The sequence below is a fragment of the Bacteroidota bacterium genome, assembly GCA_020161395.1.
Classification (GTDB): Bacteria; Bacteroidota; Ignavibacteria; order Ignavibacteriales; family Ignavibacteriaceae; genus UTCHB3.
Genome location: JAIUOE010000005.1, coordinates 192988 through 212630, shown reverse-complemented (window position 1 = coordinate 212630; position 19643 = coordinate 192988). Strand labels below are relative to the sequence as shown.

Sequence of the window (19643 nt, the reverse complement as noted above, 5' to 3'; positions counted from 1 at the left end):
ACGGTTCTTTAATAATCTCATGTAATAATAATTTAATCAGAAAGATCTCGCCATGAAACTTGCTTCTTTTTTGTTCGTTTGTCTTTTTGCTGTTTCCTTGACCTATGGTCAGGTTGATGTGGCACCCAGAAATCCACTGGGCGGTGTTCATATGGATACAATCCCTCCGGTTGATTTTCCTTTGCCCAAGCAGTTTGTCTACAATTACACCGGTGTAACTTCACCAAACATGATCGGTGGTACTGTAGGTGCCATGTTCATTAACGGAAAGTATTACTTCAACCGTTGGAACAGTACTTTTATCTATCGTTACAATCCTGACGGACCGGGCAACGGACCGGGTACTTTTTTCGATTCACTCACTTATGCCGGATCTATTCGTGATCTTGCTTCTGACGGAACAAGACTGTTTGGTGGAAACTCATCAACTGGCGTAATTGAGATAGACCCAAATACCGGTGCAACTGTAAAAACTTTTACTCTCACAGGCGGAGCGACCAGAGCGGTAGCATGGGATGCCACGAGAAAAGGTTTCTGGAACACAGCTTTTGGTGGTAACATTTTCTTCCATGACACTACCGGTGCATTAAAGATGACAATAACCAGCACACTTACCGGTAAATATGGTCTGGCTTTCGACAGCATTCCCGGACAGCCTGCATATGTTTGGGCTTGGAATCAGGCTTCGGCGTTAAATACATTGCACAAGTATAATGTTGCTACCGGACTTGAAGAAGCTTCATATTCGTTTACACTTCCCGGAGCAAGCATAGGTATTGCCGGTGGAGCGGATATAAGCATCGTGAATGGTCAGAGAGTACTTCTTTTGAACTTCCAGAACCTCGCCCTTTCAGGTTACCAGTTGCCAAATGCTACAATTCCTGTGGAATTTACATCTTTCAGTGCTTCAACCAATGGCAACAATGTTCTTCTTAGCTGGTCGACAGCGACAGAAAAGAACAACCAGGGATTTGAAGTAATGAGAAAATCAGGAAATGGCGAGTACATGTCAGTTGGTTACATCAACGGTAACGGTACCACACTGAATCCGCACAACTATTCATTTGTTGACAAGAATGTACCTAACGGTCAGAATTCCTACCGTCTGCGTCAGATCGATTTTGACGGAAGCTATGCTTTCTCTTCGATAGTTGAAGTGGATGTTACGGCTCCTTCACAGTTCGGACTTGCTCAGAACTTCCCGAATCCTTTCAATCCTTCAACCACCATCAGCTTCAATCTTGCAGTTGATTCAAAGGTAACATTGAAAGTTTACAACGCACTTGGTCAGGAAGTAAGTGTACTTGCCAACGCAACTTATGGTGCCGGCACACACAACCTGAACTTTGATGCCTCGGCTCTCACTTCCGGAATTTATGTATATTCCATCGAAGCTGCCGGAGTTGACGGTTCGAACTTCAAATCAACAAAGAAGATGATACTTAATAAATAATGCAATAATGCAGTAATGCAGTAATGCAGTAATGTTTGAAGTATGAAGTTTGAGGTATGAAAATAATACCTGATACCAAAAACATGATAATTAGAAGAAGCTGTCTCAGAAACGGGGCAGCTTTTTTATTTTGTGGTAAAGTGACGCAGTTATTTGTTTATTAGTGGAATTAACTTTAATTTGTGGTTACTCTTTCTAATAGCAATTACACAAAGTATTTAATCGCAATAGATGTCCACTATTAAACATTTTGACCGGAGATTATATGGCGATCTTAAAGTCCGTTAGAGGAACCGGCAGTTACACTGAGAGGTCACTTTTGGTTGTAATGTCGTTGATTCTTTCCATGTTGTTTGTTTCCTGCAAGGATGAGAACAGCAGTGAAGCGATGCACAAAAATTATTCTGATGAAATCAAAAAGGTACTGGATGTGGCGCTCGATTCGATCAGGAGGGCAGACCCGCAGTTTCCGGGAGGACTGGCGCTTCAGGTAATTTATCCCGGAGGGCAAGTGTTTCAGCAGACAGGTTTTACAAATGCAGTAACAACGGGTACACATTTCAGGGCTGCAAGCAACACGAAGACACTTACAGCAGCAGCTATACTTCTTTTGCATCAGAGGGGGAAGCTGAACATCAATCATAAAATTACAGACACAATTCCCGGCACAAACATCACTTATGTGCCCGGCGACCAGAATTATGCCATTCCATTCAAAAATGAAATCACCATTCTTCAGTTGATGCAGCACCGTGCGGGGGTGTTTGATGTGGCGAATGATCCGATTCCTGATACGGTGAGTGCACCGGTACCATATAAAAATGACTGGTACCTTGAGTACATGAAAGCTACAAATCCCAACTATACCTTTACATTTGATGAGCTTGCCGGCGTGGTAGCCACCACCGGGCTTTATTATTTCAGACCCGGCACGGATTTTCATTACAGCAACACCGGTTACTCGATTCTCGGCAAGATAATTGAGCGAGTTTCGGGGAAGTCATACGGGCAGTTTATTACAGATGAGATAATAAAACCGATGGGGATGACCTCTTCATCGATGCCTGATCAGGGGAGTGACCAGCAGTTGCCTGCTCCTTTTGCACCCGGATTTGTGCATATTCCCGGAAGCATTCAGAATGTCTCCATGTCAAATGTTTCAGGAAATGTAGCCGAGGGGAACCTCGTTACCACTCCTGCCGATTTGTCGCTGTTTATCAGAAAACTGTTGAGAGGCGAAGGGGTTCTTAGCTCCAATCTGGTTTATTCCACGATGTTGAATTGTCTGCCGACAGCTCCCGGTTCACTTTCCCTTTACGGATGTGGAGTGAACAGCATCAATATGCTCGGGTACGGACACACAGGAGCGCACGAGGGTTATCTTTCCCAGATGATACATGATCCTGTGACAGATGTGACTCTTGTAATTTACACAAATGCATGGGACCTTCGGGAAGGAATTGCCTCCATACGGGTAACAATGGGTCATATGCAGGAAGCGTTATATAAAGCAAAAAGGATTGTACTTGCCAGATAGAGCGGTTGTAAATGAGCCCGTGGATTTTTGCCGGGTAAAGAAAATTGATGAAAAAGGCTATGGATTCCTGAAGAGTCTGCACTACAGGAACGATGTATTTTTCCATTTCAGTCAGATAAAGAGGGAGGAATTGCTTGCCAAACTTACGAAGCTGAAGCGGGGCGATTTCTTCCTCTTTTTCACTTCAAAGGAGCGACCTGACGGAAAGAGGAAGGTTGACAGCATCTGGTATGAAGTGAAGGAGATCCCCGTCGGGAAAATCCCCGGATTGGTGGATGTGCTGCTCAGGGAATTTGAGGAGGGGGTTACAAATCTTTATGACCTCCTTTTTGTGTTTAGTGAATTGAAACAACTTGGGTACATTTTTCCGCATGTTGTCGAAAGAATACTCGCCTCGAAGAAAATTTTGAATCTTCCCGTCACGATTGTGCCTTATCTATCCGCAGACGAATTTAAGCTTCTTTGCGAACACCTCGACATGGAGGGATTGAAAGAGAACCCCAAAAAGCCGTTTTGGTATGACGAAATGGTGAAGAAGGCAGCAGAGTTTGGGGGGTAGAGGGTTTAATTGCCGGGATTGATACCCCGCGGACGGGATATCAATCCAGCAGATATTCGTGGTAGTTTTCGGAGTGAATTACTTTCACAGGTAACACTTCATGGTAGGTGTCAGTGAATGAGGTCTTTTTTATCTTCGCTTTGGGATTATACTTAATCTCATAAGGTTGGATAAAACCATCCCTGATCAGCAAAAGGTCTATTTCCTGTTTCTCATAATTTCTCCAAAAATACAACTCACCATAGTCACGGTTGTTCGCCTGCTTTTTGAAGAATTCCATCACGATGAAATTTTCAAAAAGAGCGCCGATGTCATTTCGGTTCTCGAGACCGTTAAACTGTGAGATTGTTCCGTTTCTTATACCGTTATCGATAAAATAGTATTTGTTTTTGGAAGTAACCTCACGGCGTCTGTTGGTCGACCAGGGAGTTAATCTTTTGATTATGAAAGATTTTTCCAACAGGTCGAGATACCTTTGAGTCGTTTTAACATCTATTCCCACCTTGTCTGAGAGTTCATTCATAGACACTTCACTTCCAACCTGAAAAGCCAACAGTTTCAGCAGATTAAATATCAGCATGGAACCTCTAAGATTGGAGAATGCAAGAATATCCTTCAGAAGATACGAGTTAACAATCCCGTGAATGATTTCCATCTTTTCACGGACAGTTTTAGCCAGAACCACTTCAGGATAAGAACCAAAAACCAGGTATTCGGGCAGTTTTCGGCTTAGGTCCCAAGCGTTTTGATGTATAGCCAAAAGCTCCTGCTGTGCGAAAGGGTAGAGAGTCACAACGGTTTTTCTTCCAACCAGGGGCTCACCTGCTGCCTGTTCGATATTGAAAGAGGATGAGCCCGTAATCACTACTGTAATTTCTTCAATATTATCGACAATCAGTTTAAGTCCCTTCCCCACATCCTTGATTTCGTGTGCTTCATCAATTGCCAGAAGGTTAATTTCCGACAGGAAAGGGTTCAGCACATCCAGTCGCCGCGATGCGATGGTATTTTGCACCGAAATGTCATCGCCGGTTACGCGCTTTATCCTGCCCGTGACATTGCTGATAAGGGAGTCCATCAGAGTTGTTTTTCCGACACGACGGGGTCCGTAAATCACAAGCACCTTATTGGCTTTGAGAAGTTCGGGGGAGTCCAGTTTTCGCTTTAAATAGGTTTTCATGTCATTTTTGAGATAATGATAAATCATATTCCACAAATTACGGTAAATTTATGGAATGAAACTCCACAAATATAGTAAAAAATATGGATATATAAACCATAAAATAAGCTGAATTTATGGAGTTATACTCCACAAATTACGGTAAATTTATGGAATTTAGGGGAGTTATTCCGATTACTGGTTATTTGCAAAAATATTTACATGAGGCATCTGCCCTTCGCACCAAACAGTTAATTAGATTTTGAAGAGGTCATTTGAGATGCAATAATAATTCCGTATTATATTAAAGAATGACCTAAACTCGAACTTTTTTGTCAATTTAAGTCAGTACACTCTTTTAGAAATGTGTCAATTCTAAATAAAAGTCGAAATAAAATACAATGCTTGACAAATATTTGCCTCAGTAAAGTTTTATTCCAAACAAATAAAATAGTTCGTAATCAGTAGTTTTACTTAATAAATTAGTAGAAATACTAATTAAACTAGTAAATTTATGAAAAAATTATGCAAAGCAACCCGATAAAATTATGATAATTATATTAAGAATAGTGATGAAATATTTCGAGAGAAATTTGTAACTTAAGTATGTCAGAATTTGACTTTTCCCAGATTTTATTACTTCAAAAATAATCCTAAAACAAATTTTAACAATCAATAGAAATCTAATCAGTATAATTCGGTGTTAAAATATTTAACCAGTGATGTGTAATTAAATTCATAAGAGTAATGGAGGACAAAATGTCTATTTTAGAAAAAATTGGAAGAGTATTGCTTTGGCCAACTGAAGTTAGGTTGATGGCTCAGAATGCACGGTGGGAGAGGGAAAATAATGATGCGGTTAAGAAGGCGAATCAAATAATGCTAGATCTAAAGAAAGCTATACAAAATGATCCAGATATACAAGGATTTTTAAAAGAGTATGATGCTAAATATGTTAATGGTCCAATGAAAATGTATTAATTGTTAAATGATTCCTGGATAAAATATTGGCAGAAGAAAATATTGATGTTTGGGAACAGCAAGTTCCGACAGCCGGTTTTTATCGATAATCCGGTACTGTACAGAATTAATAGTGAAACCCGACTAACTCTTTCAAAAGATAACAAATGAGCAGAGACAGACACTTAAACTTGTTTCATAACTATAACAACGAACATCTTCAGATTAGAACGAAGACCCAAGAAAATGGTGATGCAAATGTAAGGGGGATTATTGAAGACAATGTCACCCGCGCTTTCATAATTTTCCTGGACTTTCTTTCAGAGACAGAACAGCTTCAGGGCTTCTTTAATTGTCTGCCCAAAGAAAAAATCACTTTAAATGCTCTAAAAGCTTTGAAAAAATTGAAAAAACCACAGTTTGACTTGCAAAACCTTGAGGACAAAGCAGATCATAGAAGGGTCAAAGAGGCAGATGTACAAAAGGTATTAATGATAATATCAACTTTACCTTTTGACCTTGGTAACCTTAGCGAAATTTACGATCCGACAACCGGGGTAAGCGATATGAGTCAACCTAAGCCCGATCTAGAAACTGGTGAAAACCGCGCAGATGCCTGGATATTGCAGAAAAAAAATGAAGGTGAAAAAGTGGATGTTGCCGTGTTGGTCGAGGCAAAAATCGGTAACAATCCAATTTCAGTGCACCAAATTTTGCGACACCTGGTAAGAGAAAAATTCGGTTTAAATTTGAACAAAGAAAAGTTGAAGGATTTCTGCAACTCAAACATTATAAACCTTACATGGCGTGAAATTAATGAAAGTTTAGATCGATTTTCTCAGACGGATATTGCAACCAAATATTTTACGAAAAATTTACGAGGCTACTTCCTTATGTCCAATGCTGATGTTGATATTAAAAATCTCTTAAAAGAAGACACCGATTCAATAGAAAGAAAACAGATATTTGCACATCTATTAAACAAAGTGAATCAGAAGGTAACAAAGCACTTCGAGGGGCAACCAAAAGAATCAACTGTCATAATGAGCGAACGGCCTTTGGCGGGACTTTGGGATTATTGGGGCATCCCGGATTCAAATGGTACTCCAATGCGGTCTCCACACATTAGTATGGGTCTGCCGGGTGAATACATGGTCATTGGATTCGATACATTTGACATGTCTCAAAAGAGCATTACGAAACTTATCGCCAGTCTTTCCAAAGGGAAAATTGCTGAATACATAAAATCCAAAGGAGTATCTAAAGATCAAAAAGACATTTTGCATCGTTACAGGTTGTCATTAAGCGATGATCGACTTTGGGACTGGAAAAAGGGACAAATAAAAGGTGAAATGTATAACAGGTTCAAATTGGAGTTTGATTTCGATTTTCTGCTCAGGCAAGGTGATCCAGTGCAGTTCCTTGAAGAAAGATTTATACCATACCTGAAAATGGGAATTAAAAGATTTTCACTCTTTTATACTCTAAGAATCCCATATGGTAAGCAAAATAAATTCGGAAACTCGGAAGAGGAAGAAATTGTAAGGCAGGATCAACTCCTGGTCAAACTATTTAAGGATGAAGAGAAACTCGTTGATCTTCTTTATACTCAGGTAATCGAATTTTATGAATTTATTGAAGAAGTGAAGTAAATAAAAAATGTCTAATCTAGCAACATTTAAAGAAAGCATATTAAATATGGAAAAGAAATTGTCAAAACAGAAATCGCATCTCACCATTTTATTTAATATCGGTCTTGCAGACGGGAATGTAGATGGGGCTGAAATAGGCATAATACATTTGGTTGCGGGCAGAATGGGTTTATCGGACCAAGATATGGTTGAATGCTTTGAAGCTGCACGAACAAAAAACGAACTGGAACTTACTGATAATCTGGAAGAGCAAGTTTTGCTAATTCTCGATGCGTTTGTTGTCGCTGCGGTGACAGACGGAATTGATTCAAATGAAATCCAAATACTAACAAAATTGTGCAGCTATCTTGGGTTGTGTCAAATTTTAGATGAAATTGAAAAGCTATCCAAGGAAGATAGAGCTGCGCTAATAATGCGAAGAGAATATCGTGAAAGACTGGCAGCCAAGTTCAAAGAAGATTTGGAGAAAGGATTAATAAAAAGATCGAAGGCTTCCCCTTCAAAAAAAAATGCAACTGGATTCCGAATTAATTAAGTTTAAAATAATGTATAACTAAAAAAGAATTTAGGTGCGAATGTATTGGTTCACCAAAAAGTGGAATAATTATTTATTAATTAAGCTAACAAAGAGCTCATATTTTTCTCTGATCTTCTTTGTTGAGCTTCGAACAGTTTGTTTTTTCTTTCCGCAATTCTTTCATCAATTCTTCCGAGCAAATAGTCCTCAGGTGGCAGATAATGCAGAGCACTATGCAGTCTCTCGCAATTATAGTATTCCACATATTCAGCGACCTGTCTCTTTGCATCCTCATAGTCAAGAAGCGAGTTCACCTGCAGGCACTCCTGGTTGATTGATCTGTGGTATCTCTCGATCTTACCGTTACTTTGGGGATAAACCACAGAGGTTCTGATCTGCTTCATTCCGACCATTCGTAAATACTCCCCAAATTCTTTCGAGACGAACTGTGACCCGTTATCCGTAATCACTCTTGGAGCTATGCCCGGATGTTTCTCCAAAGCCCTCTGTATTGTCATGATCACATCCCCGGTGTTCATTGACAGAAAAAGTTCATGATGGACTATGTACCTTGAAAAGCCATCAATAACAGTTATCAAAAATAAGAAAGAGTAATGAAACTTTACATATTTGATATCTGTATGCCAGTGTTGATTCACTCCATCAGGTTGCTGAAAACCACTCCCTTTGCTTGCTGTCTTCTTTACATTATTGAACCGGTTAAGGAGATTCTCCTTCTTTAACACCCTGTAAACCGTTGATGGTGATGCAAAAGCGACATTTTCATCTATCATCATAAATGTCAGTCGTTTATAACCTTCTCCAGGGTGGTCTCTCGAATAAGCTATGATGTCAAGTTTCTCTTCATCTGTCAGCCAGATACAAGGAGGTGTTCTCGTCTGCATAATCCGTTGCATACCAAACTGTTTCTCCCATTTGTAGAAGGTGCTAATTCCTGTACCTGATGCTGCTATGAGTGCTAATTGTGCAACCTTGTACTTTTCACTGATTCTTTTTACCGTGGTTAAAATGTCATCTCTTATCTCCGGAGATACCCATTTACCCTTTACATTTCTCCATTGATGTTTTTTTTTAAGTACATCAACTCCATAGCCAGACCTGTTATCGCTATCTCCCGGTTTTGGAGTTTCTTCTGTAGCAGGGCAACTTCTTTATCGTGTTTATCACCGGGCTTCTTTCCGGGGGGTGCACTAAATGTCTGAAGGGCTCCTTCAAACAGCCGCTTTTTCCATTGAAGAATTACCTGAACGGGTATATCATATTTCCTTGAAGCATCTGATACTTTCAGTCCGCCTTCCATGATTTCTCTTAATATTTCTACTTTCTTTGCTGCAGGATATGTGGTCCTTTTTGACATTTTAGGAATCTCCAAATTTATTTAATTAAATTTATGAAATTCTACTTTCTTCTAACCTTAACACAATGGTTAGAAGATAATACAAATATGATTGAGATCAATAATCTGGAAGTGCTTATTGCAATGAATAGTATACTTGTTTCCAAATAAGTTATAACTTTGCTAAAACAAACGCAAAGAGTATTAGTATTATTTTGTGGATGCGAGATGATATGAGGAGGTAGTTACAGCTCTTCCCCCCTCCTTCGTACCGCCCCCCTAACCCCCCTCCTTATAAAGGTGGGGGGAAAAGCGGTGGGTGAAATTGGTCGATGTTGCTACGAACATTCTGCTACGAACATGACACACGCCCAGGCGAGTTGATTTGGTGCCCCATCCGTGGAAATCAGGTGAATCCGTTTCATCCGTGTTCCATTTTTCTACCCATATGTCGCCGCATGGGCTTCCCCCATCCGTGGAAATCAGGTGAATCCGTTTCATCTGTGTTCCATTTTTCAGCCGCGTTCATCTGTTTAATCTGCGTCCTCCAAATTCGGGAGATTATAGTTAAATTTGCAGTGTTAAAATGAAAAATGAGATGCAGCAGAAAATAGACGACATAGTAAAGAAAATAAAAGCCTCGAAAAAGTATAAGATTATTCTTGAAGAGACGATCCGTGATGTGATAGTGAAGGAACTGGAGCGGCACAAGAGTTTGAAAATTGCCGAGGAGGCAGCTAAAAAGAAGCTGCACAGGATTCGGGCGGAATATCTGGGGGAGCCGAACTATAAAAAAGTGAAGGAGGCGCTGACTGCTGCATTTGAAAAGAAAGATGACGAGGAGATAAGGGGAGTCTGCTGGTCGATATTTTCGAAGCATGCCTCCACCCGGGAGAGGAATCTTCTGTTGGGGGAATATTACAACAGACTGTTTGAGGTGACGGGGAGGCCTGAATCGATAGCCGATCTTGCCTGTGCGTTGAATCCATTATCATTCAGATGGATGGGACTGGACAATTCCGTGAAGTTTTATGCCTATGATGTAAATGAACAGTTTATTGATCTGATAAATTTCTACTTTGCTTTGGAGGGATTGGAACCTCTCGGGATACAGAGGGATGTTTACCCGAGTCCTCCTGAAATTCCGGTGGATGTGGCGTTTCTGTTCAAAATGTACTATTGTCTTGAGCACAGACTGACGGGAGCGGGGCTTGAAGTGGTGAAGAATGTTCCTGCCCGCAAGGTTTTAATTTCATTTCCGACTCTGAATCTGGTCGCAAAGAAGACCGACATCCTTGGGAACCATGAAGAAGACCTTAAGAAAGGTGCCGAAGAGTTTGGCTGGAAGCTCGGATATATCGAGTTTGAAAATGAAGTGGTGGTAGTGGTTGACAAGGAACCGGTGACGGAGGAGGGGAAATGAGCGGAACTCTGTATGTGATTTCCACTCCAATCGGAAATCTTGAGGATATCACCTTGAGGAGTCTCAGGCTTCTAAAGACGCTGGAACACATCGCATGCGAGGATACCAGAACAACACGGTCTTTGATGCAAAAACTCGAAATAGAGATGCATCACCATCTTTTCTCCTGTCATGAACATAACGAGATAAAAGCGACGGAGAAGATGCTCAACCTTTTACGATCGGGTATTGATGTCGGCTTGGTGTCGGATGCCGGAATGCCGGGGATAAGCGATCCCGGTTACAGGGTGGTTTCGCGGGCTGTTGAAGAGGGTTTCAAGGTGGAGGTGTCGCCGGGGGCATCCGCGGTTCAGACTGCCCTTATAGCTTCAGGACTTCCCTTTTCGAGTTACACATTCAAGGGCTTTCCTCCGAGGAAAGAGGGTAAAAGAAGGAAGTTTTTTGAGGACGAGAAAAACCTGCCTCACACCATCATCTTTTTTGAGTCAAAATTCAGGATAATCAAGGCGATGGAATCGGCATATGCAGTGCTCGGTAACAGGATGGCGGTGGTCTGTCTCGAACTTACAAAGCAGTATGAAACAATTATCAGGGCACCACTTTCAGAGATGAAGGAAGTGCTGGAAAAGAGTGATTTGAGGGGAGAGATAACCGCACTGTTAGCGGGTGCGAATCCAAAATTCACAGATGAGGAGGGTGACTCTGAAACTGATGATCCCGATGAAATGGAGAGCGAGGAATTCGAAGAAAAGAAACGGGTTTCAAAATACAAATTAAAGAAAATGGAGAGTGAGGAGGAAGATGAAGAGTCTTAAAACCCGTTCAGGTGAGATGTACTTCCCGGTATTTTTGCCCGATGGTACGAGAGGAATAGTAAGAAGTGTTGATTCGTCCGATCTGGAAACCTGCGGAATTGAGGCAATAGTTGTGAATACACTTCACCTGACCACCAAGCCCGGACTGACAACCGTGAACGGAATCGGTGGCATCCATGAGTTTATGAACTTTCATCATCCTGTGATATCAGATTCGGGTGGTTTTCAGGTTTATTCCCTGATCACCGAGTCAAAAGCGGGGACGATACACAAAGACGGATTCACCTACAAACTTGAGCAGGAAAAAGAGAAGCAGACCCTCACACCGGAAAAATGTATTCAGCACCAGTTCAGAATCGGAGCTGACATAATCTATTGTCTCGACTACTGCACTCATCCCTCGGCACCCGATGAAATCCAGATTGAGAGCGTTGACCTGACGATAAAGTGGGCAAAGAGATGCAAAAAAGAGTATGAAAATCAGATCAAAATCAGGAAAATTTCGGATGACGACAGACCCCTGATATTTGGTGTCGTTCAGGGGGGGAACAACAAAGAGCTCAGAAAAAAATGTGTTGAAGCTTTGATGGAGATCGGTTTTGACGGCTACGGTTTTGGCGGCTGGCCCATCGACGACGAGGGAAAGCTTCTGGAAATGGTGGGATTCGTTGCCGGACTCGTGGGGGCGGGTTACCCGAAACATGCTCTCGGAATCGGGAAGCCGGAAAATCTTGTTAGGGCATTTATCGCCGGTTATGAAATCTTCGATTGTGTAATACCAACCAGGGATGCCCGGCACAAAAGGCTCTACACATTCAAAAACTACGATTCGATAGAAAATATCGATGATCTTGCAGACGGATTTTACAAATATCTTTATATGCAGGATGACATTCACATTAAGGATTTCAAGCCGGTTGAGGAGGGATGTGACTGCCATACATGCCGGCACTTCACACGAAGTTATCTGCATCATTTATTCAGAATCGGGGATACACTTGCCAACAGACTCGCAACAATTCACAATCTCCGGTTTTACACCAGACTCACCGACAAGCTGCGGCAGATTAATGGATAAACAGACTCTGTCGGAAAAGATTTACTCCTCGATCAGGAAATCGGGTAAATATTCCAATGTTTATGAGGGAACCGTTCGTAAGATTATCGATATGATGATCACCCGGTACGGCAAGGAAAAAGAGATTGAAAAAAATGTGAAGAAAAAGCTGCATCAGATTTATGGAGCGTACCAATTATTAGTTATGAATTATGAGTTATTAGTTGGTGACGGGGGGATGTTGGATGTTGAAAAAATATTGAGCGGGCATGTATCGACGGCGGAGAGGGCGGGGTTTTATGAGGAATTCTACAGCAGGATATTCGGGGTGTTGGGGAGTGACAGGAAATTTAAAATTTACGATGCGGCGTGTGGATATAATCCTTTCTCGGCAGGGTATTTTATGAGTTGGGTTGAGGAATATCACTGTTCCGATATTGATGTGGTGTTGAATGATAATCTGAACAGATTTTTTCGCGATGCGGGGCTGGTAAATTTTTCGAGCTCGAACAAGGATTTGACGGTGGATCAGATCAATTTCGCTGATTATGATGTGGTTTTTCTTTTCAAGACATTGTCGTGTATTGAGAGACAGGAAAAAGGAAGTGCCGCCTTGATTCTTAAAAATGCACTTGCTGCAAAGAATGTGGTGGTAAGTTTTCCGTCTAAATCGATTGGTGGCAGAGAAAAAGGGATGGCTGAAAACTATGCTGTATTTCTTGACGGTCTTATAGAGGGGCTTGAGCTGATTAAGATTGATTTAACCTTCCCGAATGAGACGGTATATATCCTGAGCAAGTCCGTTTAGAACATATAGGTCGGAGCGAGGGAAGTTTCAGTTTGACCGGGTAATTTAAAGAGAGAGGTGTAGCGTTTTTGTTCCGCATTGTTTGAAACAGCAAGTTGTACTGCGCGCTTGCTTCCGACAATTATCAGCAATTCAGCAGCTCTGGTAATCGCCGTATAGATCAGATTCCGCTTGAGCATATAATATTGTTCATTTGTAAGCACCACTATTACGCAGGGGTATTCCGAACCCTGACTTTTGTGGATAGTGCATGCGTATGCAAGGGTAACATCATCGAGAGATGAATTACTGAATTTTACTTCCCGTTCCCCAAAATTGAAGATCAGTTCTTCCTCTTCATCGTCCAAGCCTGCCAGATAACCAATGTCACCGTTGTAAATATCCCTTTCATAGTCGTTCACAAGTTGCATAAATTTATCGTTCAACTTGAATGTAACATCCCCCTTTGTATAGATGACCTTCCCCTGATTCAGACCCTCCTGCAGGAGGTTGTTAATTGCATCGACCCCTGCATTTCCTTTGTACATAGGAGCAAGAATCTGTATGTCGGTGAAAGGATTAAAATTATACTTCGCAGGGAGGCGGTTCTTTACAAGGTCGAGGAGCAAGTCGGGGATTTTGTTGCTGTCATCCTCTTCCATAAAGAAGAAATCGCTCTCCTTCGAGTTGGAGAGATCGGGCATGAGCCCCTGATTGATCTTGTGAGAATTGGTGATGATTCTGCTTTGCTCTGCCTGACGGAAAATTTTATTCAATCTGATAATCGGAATCCGGTTATATTCGAGGATATCGTGGAGGATGTTACCCGGTCCGATGGCGGGGAGCTGGTCTTTGTCACCGACAAAAACGACCGTGGTTTCACTGTCCACCGCATAGAGAAGTGATGCCATCAGAAATGTATTGATCATCGAGACTTCATCTATAACGAGGAGATTTGCCTTTATCGGATTGCTTTTGTTATGTACAAACTTGCCTGTCTGTGAATCATATTCGAGGAGTCTGTGGATGGTTTTAGCTTCGAGACCGATTACTTCAGCCATTCTTTTTGCGGCTCTTCCGGTAGGGGCTGCGAGAGCAATTTTCAGTTTGCACTTCTTGTAAAGATCGATAATTCCTTTTAGAGTGGTCGTCTTTCCAGTGCCCGGTCCGCCTGTGAGGACGAGGAAGCCGTTCTCCGTACTGAATCTTACCGCTTCAAGCTGTTCTTCCGAAAAGTGTTTCAGAGTATGGACAAAGTTTTTGAAAAAATCGGTAGTGTCATCGTGTTTTGTTCTCGAGAGTTCCAGGATTTTTGTCTCGATAATTCTCTCGGATTCATAAACCTCGCGCAGGTAGACATTATCATTTACCACGAGTATTCTTCTTTCTGCAATCAGCTCGTTGAACTGCTTTTCATAAGAAGCAAGATCGACTGAGAGATTTTTTTGACAGAGAGTGACCAGTTGATCATAAGGGAGATAAACATGTCCGTCGCTGTTTGCCACATTTTCCAGAATATAGAGCACACCGCTTTTGATTCTCGGAGGAAAATCGTGATTCAAGCCAATCTTTTGAGCAATGGTATCAGCCGTTTTGAATCCGACACCTCTGATATCAAAAATCAACTGATAGGGGTTGGTCAGGATGACAGTTTCAGCTTTGTCGCCATATTTCTGCAATATTTTATTGGCGTGAGTGAGGGGGATATCATAGTTCTGGAGAAAAATAACCAGTTTGTGAAGGTTTTTTTGTTCATTCCAGCTTTCAAGAATTTTTTGAAGTTTTTTAGCTGATATACCGGGAACCTTCAGAAGTTTTTGCGGGTCTTTATCGATAATTTCAAGGGCCTTTTCGCCGAAGTAGTCGACGATAAATTTAGCCGAGTTTTTCGGGAGACCTTTAAGGGCGCCTGAGGAGAGATATTTCAGGATGGCGAGTTTTCCTTCCGGCTTCATTATCACTATTTTACTCACCTTAAGCTGGGAACCGAATTTGGGGTGGACAGTCCACTCACCTTCTGCTTCAACCCTGTCGCCTTCGGAAAGTTTCGGAAGTGTGCCCGTAATTATTTTCCCGGAACGGAGCCTTACGACCCCGAATCCGGTATCTTCGTTATAAAAGGTTATGCGTTCAATTTCGCCTTTAAGTTTGTCGGGCATATCTCTCTGGAGTTTAGACTCTTTTTACAGTTGTTGTGTTAGCCTGGTCTGAAGGATAAATAACAATTTCCGAAATATTGACATGAGGAGGTCTGGTTGCGCAGAAAACCACTGTGTCAGCGACATCAGCGGGATGAAGTGGAGTCAAACCTTTGTAAACATTTGCAGCCCGTTCAGTATCTCCTCGAAACCTTACAACGCTGAAATCAGTTTCAACCATCCCCGGATCAACCGTTGTAGCCCGGATGTTTTTGTCGTACAGTTCGAGTCTCAACGATTTGGAGAGGGCAAAAACCGCAAATTTTGTAGCGCAGTAAACATTTCCGTTGGGATACACTTCGCGTCCGGCAACAGAACCGATATTAATAATGTGTCCGCTTCCGTTTGCGATCATGAGGGGCACCACAGCTTTGGTAACAAAGAGGAGTCCTTTAATGTTTGTATCGATCATTTCGTCCCAGCCGTCGACATCACTTTCGTGGATGGGGGAGAGCCCTCTTCCGAGACCGGCGTTATTGACCAGGATGTCAATTTTTTTCCATTTGTCGGGCAGTCCCTCTATTAGAGTGAAAACATCTTTTCTTTTCCGGACATCGAGCTGCAGAGGCAGGGTTTCTATGCCAAATTCAGATGAAATAGAAGAAGAGAGGGAGTGAAGCTTTTCGATTCTCCGCGCAGTAAGAATAAGATTGCATCCTTCACGGGCGAAGGCTTTGGCTGTTTCCAGTCCGATTCCGGAAGAGGCACCCGTAATAAATACAATTTTTCCTTTGATGTTCATAAAATTTACCGTATTTTGTGATCAATTAAAAAAAACTGACTGCAATTTACCAAAAATTGAAATAAGAGTTATAAAATGGTCTTAAGTCTTCGAGAATCGTGGGATGCATCCAACAAAATAACACTGGATCTTCTTGAAAAAATACCGGAGCATTATTTGAATGTGAAACCGTCATACGGAGGAAGAAGTGTCGGTTCGCAGTTCTGTCACATAAATAATGTACGGGTTCAATGGCTAATGGCAATAGGTACAACAAAGCCTGAGGGACTGATAAAACTTCAGAAAGATGATCAAACCTACAAAACAAAAATATCTGAGGCACTGAGGATTTCATCCGACAGGTTTGGAGGTCTGATTGAGACAAGTATCAGAACAGACATGAAGGTGAAGGGATATCCAAAGGGGATAAACTCTTTTCTGGTCTATCTTGTTTCGCACGAGGCTCATCACAGAGGTCAGATTGTGGTCACACTGAAATCGGTGAATCTTCCGCTCGACAAGGAATTTCTTTTTGGAATGTGGGAGTTTTAGCAAGATAACTTGATCTTTAATGCTGCCCGGTTTGATTAGAATGAAAAAAAGATTTAAATTTACAGGTTGAGGATTTATATATTTAATAATTGTTAGAAGCAGTACACCGGAACACCCCGGGACTATGTTTTCTCCGGTGGAAATCGAGATGCCGGTATGCAGCTTTTACTAATTTTTAACAAACAAAGAGAACTAATGCAAAGAAGAAGAGTAGTAGTAACCGGAATGGCAGCCCTCACTCCGATTGGACTTAGTGTAGATGAATTTTGGCAAGGAATGATGGAGGGCAGGAGTGGAGCTGCAGAGATCACAAAATTTGACACTTCAAGAGTGGTAACTAAATTTGCCTGTGAGCTCAAAGGTTTCGATCCCCTGAACTATATTGACCGCAAGGCAGTACGCCGCATGGATCTTTTCTGTCAGTATGCCATGGCGGTTGCAAAAGAAGTACTTGAGGATGCCGGACTTGATCCCGAAAAGATGTCGTCAGATGATAAAGATGATACAGGCGTAATGATAGGATCAGGAATTGGTGGTATGAATGTATTCCAGGAACAGGCAAGGATACTCGCCGAACAGGGACCCAACCGTGTATCTCCCTTCTTTATTCCGATGCTGATTCCCGACATTGCTTCCGGGCAGGTTTCGATTGAGTATGGTTTCAGAGGACCCAACTATTGTGCCGTATCAGCCTGTGCAACTTCAAACCACAATTTTATCGATTCCTTTATGCTGATCAAGGAAGGTCAGGCGGAAGTGATGGTATGTGGCGGAACCGAGGGACCAATTTGCGAACTTGGCGTTGCGGGCTTCAATTCCGCTCAGGCACTCTCGAAAAGAAATGAATCACCTGAAACTGCAAGCAGACCTTTCGACAAAACCCGTGACGGTTTTGTGATGGGAGAGGGTGCCGGTGCACTCGTGCTTGAAGAACTCGAGCACGCAAAGAAGAGAGGTGCAAAAATTTACGCTGAAGTGGTTGGTTACGGACTGACGGGTGATGCCTACCACATAACCGCTCCCGATCCCGAGGGAAGGGGTGCGAGACTCGCCATGCACAGAGCATTGAAATATGCAGGGCTTGATCCTTCGGTAATAGATTACATAAACATGCACGGAACATCGACAGGACTTGGTGACATAGCAGAGACACAGTCGATTAAGGCGGTATTTGGTGAGCAGGCATATAAAATGAATGTGTCATCGACAAAGAGCATGACAGGGCATCTACTTGGTGCTGCGGGTGCTGTTGAGGCGATAGCTACGATTCTGTCGATCAGAAACAGTGCAATACCCCCCACAATAAATTTTGAATATCCTGATCCCGACTGTGATCTCAACTACACATTCAACACTCCTCAGAAGAAGAATGTTGAATATGCCATGAGTAATGCATTTGGATTTGGCGGTCATAATACATCAGTGATCTTTAAGAAATATGATGAATAACAACAACAACAACGAGGCTTGATTTCTATGAAAAATATCTATTCAATTCTACTCCTGATGGCTGTAATAAGCCTTACGGGATATTCCCAGACAGAGAAGTGGAACTATACAAAACAAATCCATTTCCCTCCGTCCGACACTGCTTTTGCAAGACCGTACCTGATTACCATGGATTCTGCAGGCGTGGTTTATGTGGTGACATCAAAAGCAACCACAGTAAATACTCACAACGCAATCTATTACCTGCTTCCGGGTGACACGGTAATGAAGAAAATGATCGACTTCGATTACAATGGTGATTCAGATTCTCTTACGGGAAATATCGGCGCCATCAGGGGTATTACTGCACTGAACAGAGACATCCTGATCAACTCGAACATTCCATACCCGAGAACTGCTCCCAACACAGTGGCAGCTCAGTATTTCTATCCAAATGGCGACACAAATCTTGTTCAGAAATTTGGATTTAATATCAACGGTGCAGGATACGGTACCTATCTTCACGGTGCTGCCATGACAAGAGACAGCATTCTCTTTACAGGTATTTCATTCCAGACCAGCATCAGGTTCTACAATTTCAGCTATGGACTAAACCCTCCTGCAAGAGGATCGTGGGTACCTTTGACTGTATATCCTCCTGTACCGGGTGGACCAACCAATGGATCCGATGTTGTCAGAGATGTTGCGCTAAACAGAAATGGTGACTACACCAATCCTGAAACACCATGGTTCACAACCAGAAACTCCAGATCTTCAAGTGAAGTAACGGGCGGTATCGCCATGTGGACAGGCGGAAGCCAGATCAATCCTCAGGCTTATACAGGTACAAAAATTTCTGATTTGGCTCGTGATCTTGATTTCTCCAGTGCGATTCCCAATGGTATTGATGTTGACAACAACGGTGTTCTTTGGGTTGCCGGTACAGATTCAACAAGACGCTGGGTTAAAGGCTACAATGTAATCGTGAACTTTGCAGACCCTGTTTTTGAACTTCCTGCGCAGTTCAGCTCCTCAAATCCGGATCCTACAGGTGCCCCGTTGACCGCACCCAGTGATGTAGTATTGTCGAAGGATGCAAGAACAGCATTTGTTGCCGATGGTGGCAGCCGTTCAGTTTACAAATTCGAATATTTCGATCCGACAAGCGTGGAAGACGGAGTTGTATCCAACCCAGTTAACTTCTCACTTGATCAGAATTATCCAAATCCGTTTAACCCTTCCACCTTCATCAAGTTCAGTCTTCCTGAAGCATCGAATGTAAAACTGTATGTTTCAAACTCGCTTGGTCAAAAGGTTGCTGAGATTTTCGACGGATACAAGAGTTCGGGAACACATTCAATGGTATTTGATGCTTCAGGTCTCACAAGTGGAGTCTACTTCTACACCATAGAGACAATGACCGGCAGACTGACCAAAAAAATGATGTTAATGAAATAGCGTTAAAGAG

Annotated in this window: 18 protein-coding genes; 13 read left to right on the top strand and 5 right to left on the bottom strand. The window is 42.2% G+C overall.

What is annotated here, in order from left to right; all coding sequences use genetic code 11:
- Positions 1-52: 52 nt before the first annotated feature.
- The 3 genes from LCH52_10155 to LCH52_10145 all read left to right on the top strand — a co-directional run bounded on the left by LCH52_10155 (position 53) and on the right by LCH52_10145 (position 3549).
- Positions 53-1453: a T9SS type A sorting domain-containing protein gene (locus tag LCH52_10155; protein MCA0388845.1), complete on the top strand. Its 1401-nt coding sequence runs from the start codon at positions 53-55 to the stop codon at positions 1451-1453.
- A gap of 265 nt (positions 1454-1718) precedes the next feature.
- Complete coding sequence (locus LCH52_10150; protein ID MCA0388844.1) at positions 1719-2990, top strand: beta-lactamase family protein; 1272 nt, start codon at positions 1719-1721, stop codon at positions 2988-2990.
- A complete protein-coding gene (locus LCH52_10145; protein MCA0388843.1) occupies positions 2980-3549 on the top strand; it encodes a cold shock domain-containing protein in 570 nt (189 codons plus the stop codon). The genes LCH52_10150 and LCH52_10145 overlap by 11 nt, the downstream gene beginning before the upstream one ends.
- A 40-nt stretch (positions 3550-3589) precedes the next feature.
- Here the strand turns inward: LCH52_10145 and LCH52_10140 are convergent, their stop codons facing one another.
- On the bottom strand, positions 3590-4729 hold the full coding sequence (locus LCH52_10140; protein MCA0388842.1) for an ATP-binding protein: 1140 nt from the start codon (positions 4727-4729) through the stop codon (positions 3590-3592).
- A gap of 738 nt (positions 4730-5467) precedes the next feature.
- Between LCH52_10140 and LCH52_10135 the strand changes: the two genes are divergently transcribed.
- The 3 genes from LCH52_10135 (at position 5468) to LCH52_10125 (ending at position 7855) form a co-directional block, all read left to right on the top strand.
- Complete coding sequence (locus tag LCH52_10135) at positions 5468-5689, top strand: hypothetical protein (protein ID MCA0388841.1); 222 nt, start codon at positions 5468-5470, stop codon at positions 5687-5689.
- A 146-nt stretch (positions 5690-5835) separates the two neighbouring features.
- Positions 5836-7320: a hypothetical protein gene (locus LCH52_10130; protein ID MCA0388840.1), complete on the top strand. Its 1485-nt coding sequence runs from the start codon at positions 5836-5838 to the stop codon at positions 7318-7320.
- Positions 7321-7327: 7 nt separating this feature from the next.
- Positions 7328-7855, top strand: a complete 528-nt coding sequence (locus tag LCH52_10125; protein MCA0388839.1) for a TerB family tellurite resistance protein — start codon at positions 7328-7330, stop codon at positions 7853-7855.
- A gap of 80 nt (positions 7856-7935) precedes the next feature.
- Here the strand turns inward: LCH52_10125 and LCH52_10120 are convergent, their stop codons facing one another.
- A complete protein-coding gene (locus LCH52_10120) occupies positions 7936-8880 on the bottom strand; it encodes a DDE-type integrase/transposase/recombinase (GenBank protein MCA0388838.1) in 945 nt (314 codons plus the stop codon).
- A gap of 23 nt (positions 8881-8903) precedes the next feature.
- Positions 8904-9215, bottom strand: a complete 312-nt coding sequence (locus LCH52_10115) for a transposase (GenBank protein ID MCA0388837.1) — start codon at positions 9213-9215, stop codon at positions 8904-8906.
- Between the two features lie 565 nt (positions 9216-9780).
- On the opposite strand from LCH52_10115, the gene LCH52_10110 reads away from it, so the two are divergent.
- Genes LCH52_10110 through LCH52_10095 form a run of 4 tightly spaced genes read left to right on the top strand, consistent with a single transcriptional unit; the run spans position 9781 to position 13297 of the window.
- Positions 9781-10617 (top strand): hypothetical protein, encoded by an 837-nt coding sequence (locus LCH52_10110; protein ID MCA0388836.1) that lies wholly within the window; start codon positions 9781-9783, stop codon positions 10615-10617.
- On the top strand, positions 10614-11432 hold the full coding sequence (gene rsmI, locus LCH52_10105) for a 16S rRNA (cytidine(1402)-2'-O)-methyltransferase (GenBank protein ID MCA0388835.1): 819 nt from the start codon (positions 10614-10616) through the stop codon (positions 11430-11432). Before LCH52_10110 ends, rsmI begins: the two co-directional genes overlap by 4 nt.
- Positions 11419-12510, top strand: coding sequence for a queuine tRNA-ribosyltransferase family protein (locus LCH52_10100; GenBank protein MCA0388834.1), 1092 nt, complete (start codon positions 11419-11421; stop codon positions 12508-12510). The genes rsmI and LCH52_10100 overlap by 14 nt, the downstream gene beginning before the upstream one ends.
- A complete protein-coding gene (locus LCH52_10095) occupies positions 12503-13297 on the top strand; it encodes a hypothetical protein (GenBank protein ID MCA0388833.1) in 795 nt (264 codons plus the stop codon). The genes LCH52_10100 and LCH52_10095 overlap by 8 nt, the downstream gene beginning before the upstream one ends.
- Here LCH52_10095 and LCH52_10090 read toward each other — a convergent pair.
- Positions 13294-15435: an ATP-dependent RecD-like DNA helicase gene (locus LCH52_10090; protein ID MCA0388832.1), complete on the bottom strand. Its 2142-nt coding sequence runs from the start codon at positions 15433-15435 to the stop codon at positions 13294-13296. The genes LCH52_10095 and LCH52_10090 overlap by 4 nt on opposite strands.
- A gap of 13 nt (positions 15436-15448) precedes the next feature.
- A complete protein-coding gene (locus LCH52_10085; GenBank protein MCA0388831.1) occupies positions 15449-16216 on the bottom strand; it encodes an SDR family NAD(P)-dependent oxidoreductase in 768 nt (255 codons plus the stop codon).
- A gap of 75 nt (positions 16217-16291) precedes the next feature.
- Between LCH52_10085 and LCH52_10080 the strand changes: the two genes are divergently transcribed.
- From LCH52_10080 to LCH52_10070, 3 genes are all read left to right on the top strand, one after another.
- Positions 16292-16747, top strand: coding sequence for a DinB family protein (locus LCH52_10080; GenBank protein MCA0388830.1), 456 nt, complete (start codon positions 16292-16294; stop codon positions 16745-16747).
- A 195-nt stretch (positions 16748-16942) separates the two neighbouring features.
- The gene (fabF, locus tag LCH52_10075; protein MCA0388829.1) at positions 16943-18196 is read left to right on the top strand and encodes a beta-ketoacyl-ACP synthase II; all 1254 of its coding nucleotides are present in this window, start codon (positions 16943-16945) and stop codon (positions 18194-18196) included.
- A gap of 27 nt (positions 18197-18223) precedes the next feature.
- Positions 18224-19633, top strand: a complete 1410-nt coding sequence (locus LCH52_10070) for a T9SS type A sorting domain-containing protein (protein ID MCA0388828.1) — start codon at positions 18224-18226, stop codon at positions 19631-19633.
- Positions 19634-19643 lie beyond the last annotated feature (10 nt).

Coding starts and splice junctions, on each gene's coding strand:
- LCH52_10155 (MCA0388845.1), top strand. CDS start 53: ATGAAACTTGCTTCTTTTTTGTTCGTTTGTCTTTTTGCTGTTTCCTTG.
- LCH52_10150 (MCA0388844.1), top strand. CDS start 1,719: ATGGCGATCTTAAAGTCCGTTAGAGGAACCGGCAGTTACACTGAGAGG.
- LCH52_10140 (MCA0388842.1), bottom strand. CDS start 4,729: ATGAAAACCTATTTAAAGCGAAAACTGGACTCCCCCGAACTTCTCAAA.
- LCH52_10135 (MCA0388841.1), top strand. CDS start 5,468: ATGTCTATTTTAGAAAAAATTGGAAGAGTATTGCTTTGGCCAACTGAA.
- LCH52_10130 (MCA0388840.1), top strand. CDS start 5,836: ATGAGCAGAGACAGACACTTAAACTTGTTTCATAACTATAACAACGAA.
- LCH52_10125 (MCA0388839.1), top strand. CDS start 7,328: ATGTCTAATCTAGCAACATTTAAAGAAAGCATATTAAATATGGAAAAG.
- LCH52_10115 (MCA0388837.1), bottom strand. CDS start 9,215: ATGTCAAAAAGGACCACATATCCTGCAGCAAAGAAAGTAGAAATATTA.
- LCH52_10110 (MCA0388836.1), top strand. CDS start 9,781: ATGAAAAATGAGATGCAGCAGAAAATAGACGACATAGTAAAGAAAATA.
- rsmI (MCA0388835.1), top strand. CDS start 10,614: ATGAGCGGAACTCTGTATGTGATTTCCACTCCAATCGGAAATCTTGAG.
- LCH52_10100 (MCA0388834.1), top strand. CDS start 11,419: ATGAAGAGTCTTAAAACCCGTTCAGGTGAGATGTACTTCCCGGTATTT.
- LCH52_10095 (MCA0388833.1), top strand. CDS start 12,503: ATGGATAAACAGACTCTGTCGGAAAAGATTTACTCCTCGATCAGGAAA.
- LCH52_10090 (MCA0388832.1), bottom strand. CDS start 15,435: ATGCCCGACAAACTTAAAGGCGAAATTGAACGCATAACCTTTTATAAC.
- LCH52_10085 (MCA0388831.1), bottom strand. CDS start 16,216: ATGAACATCAAAGGAAAAATTGTATTTATTACGGGTGCCTCTTCCGGA.
- LCH52_10080 (MCA0388830.1), top strand. CDS start 16,292: ATGGTCTTAAGTCTTCGAGAATCGTGGGATGCATCCAACAAAATAACA.
- fabF (MCA0388829.1), top strand. CDS start 16,943: ATGCAAAGAAGAAGAGTAGTAGTAACCGGAATGGCAGCCCTCACTCCG.
- LCH52_10070 (MCA0388828.1), top strand. CDS start 18,224: ATGAAAAATATCTATTCAATTCTACTCCTGATGGCTGTAATAAGCCTT.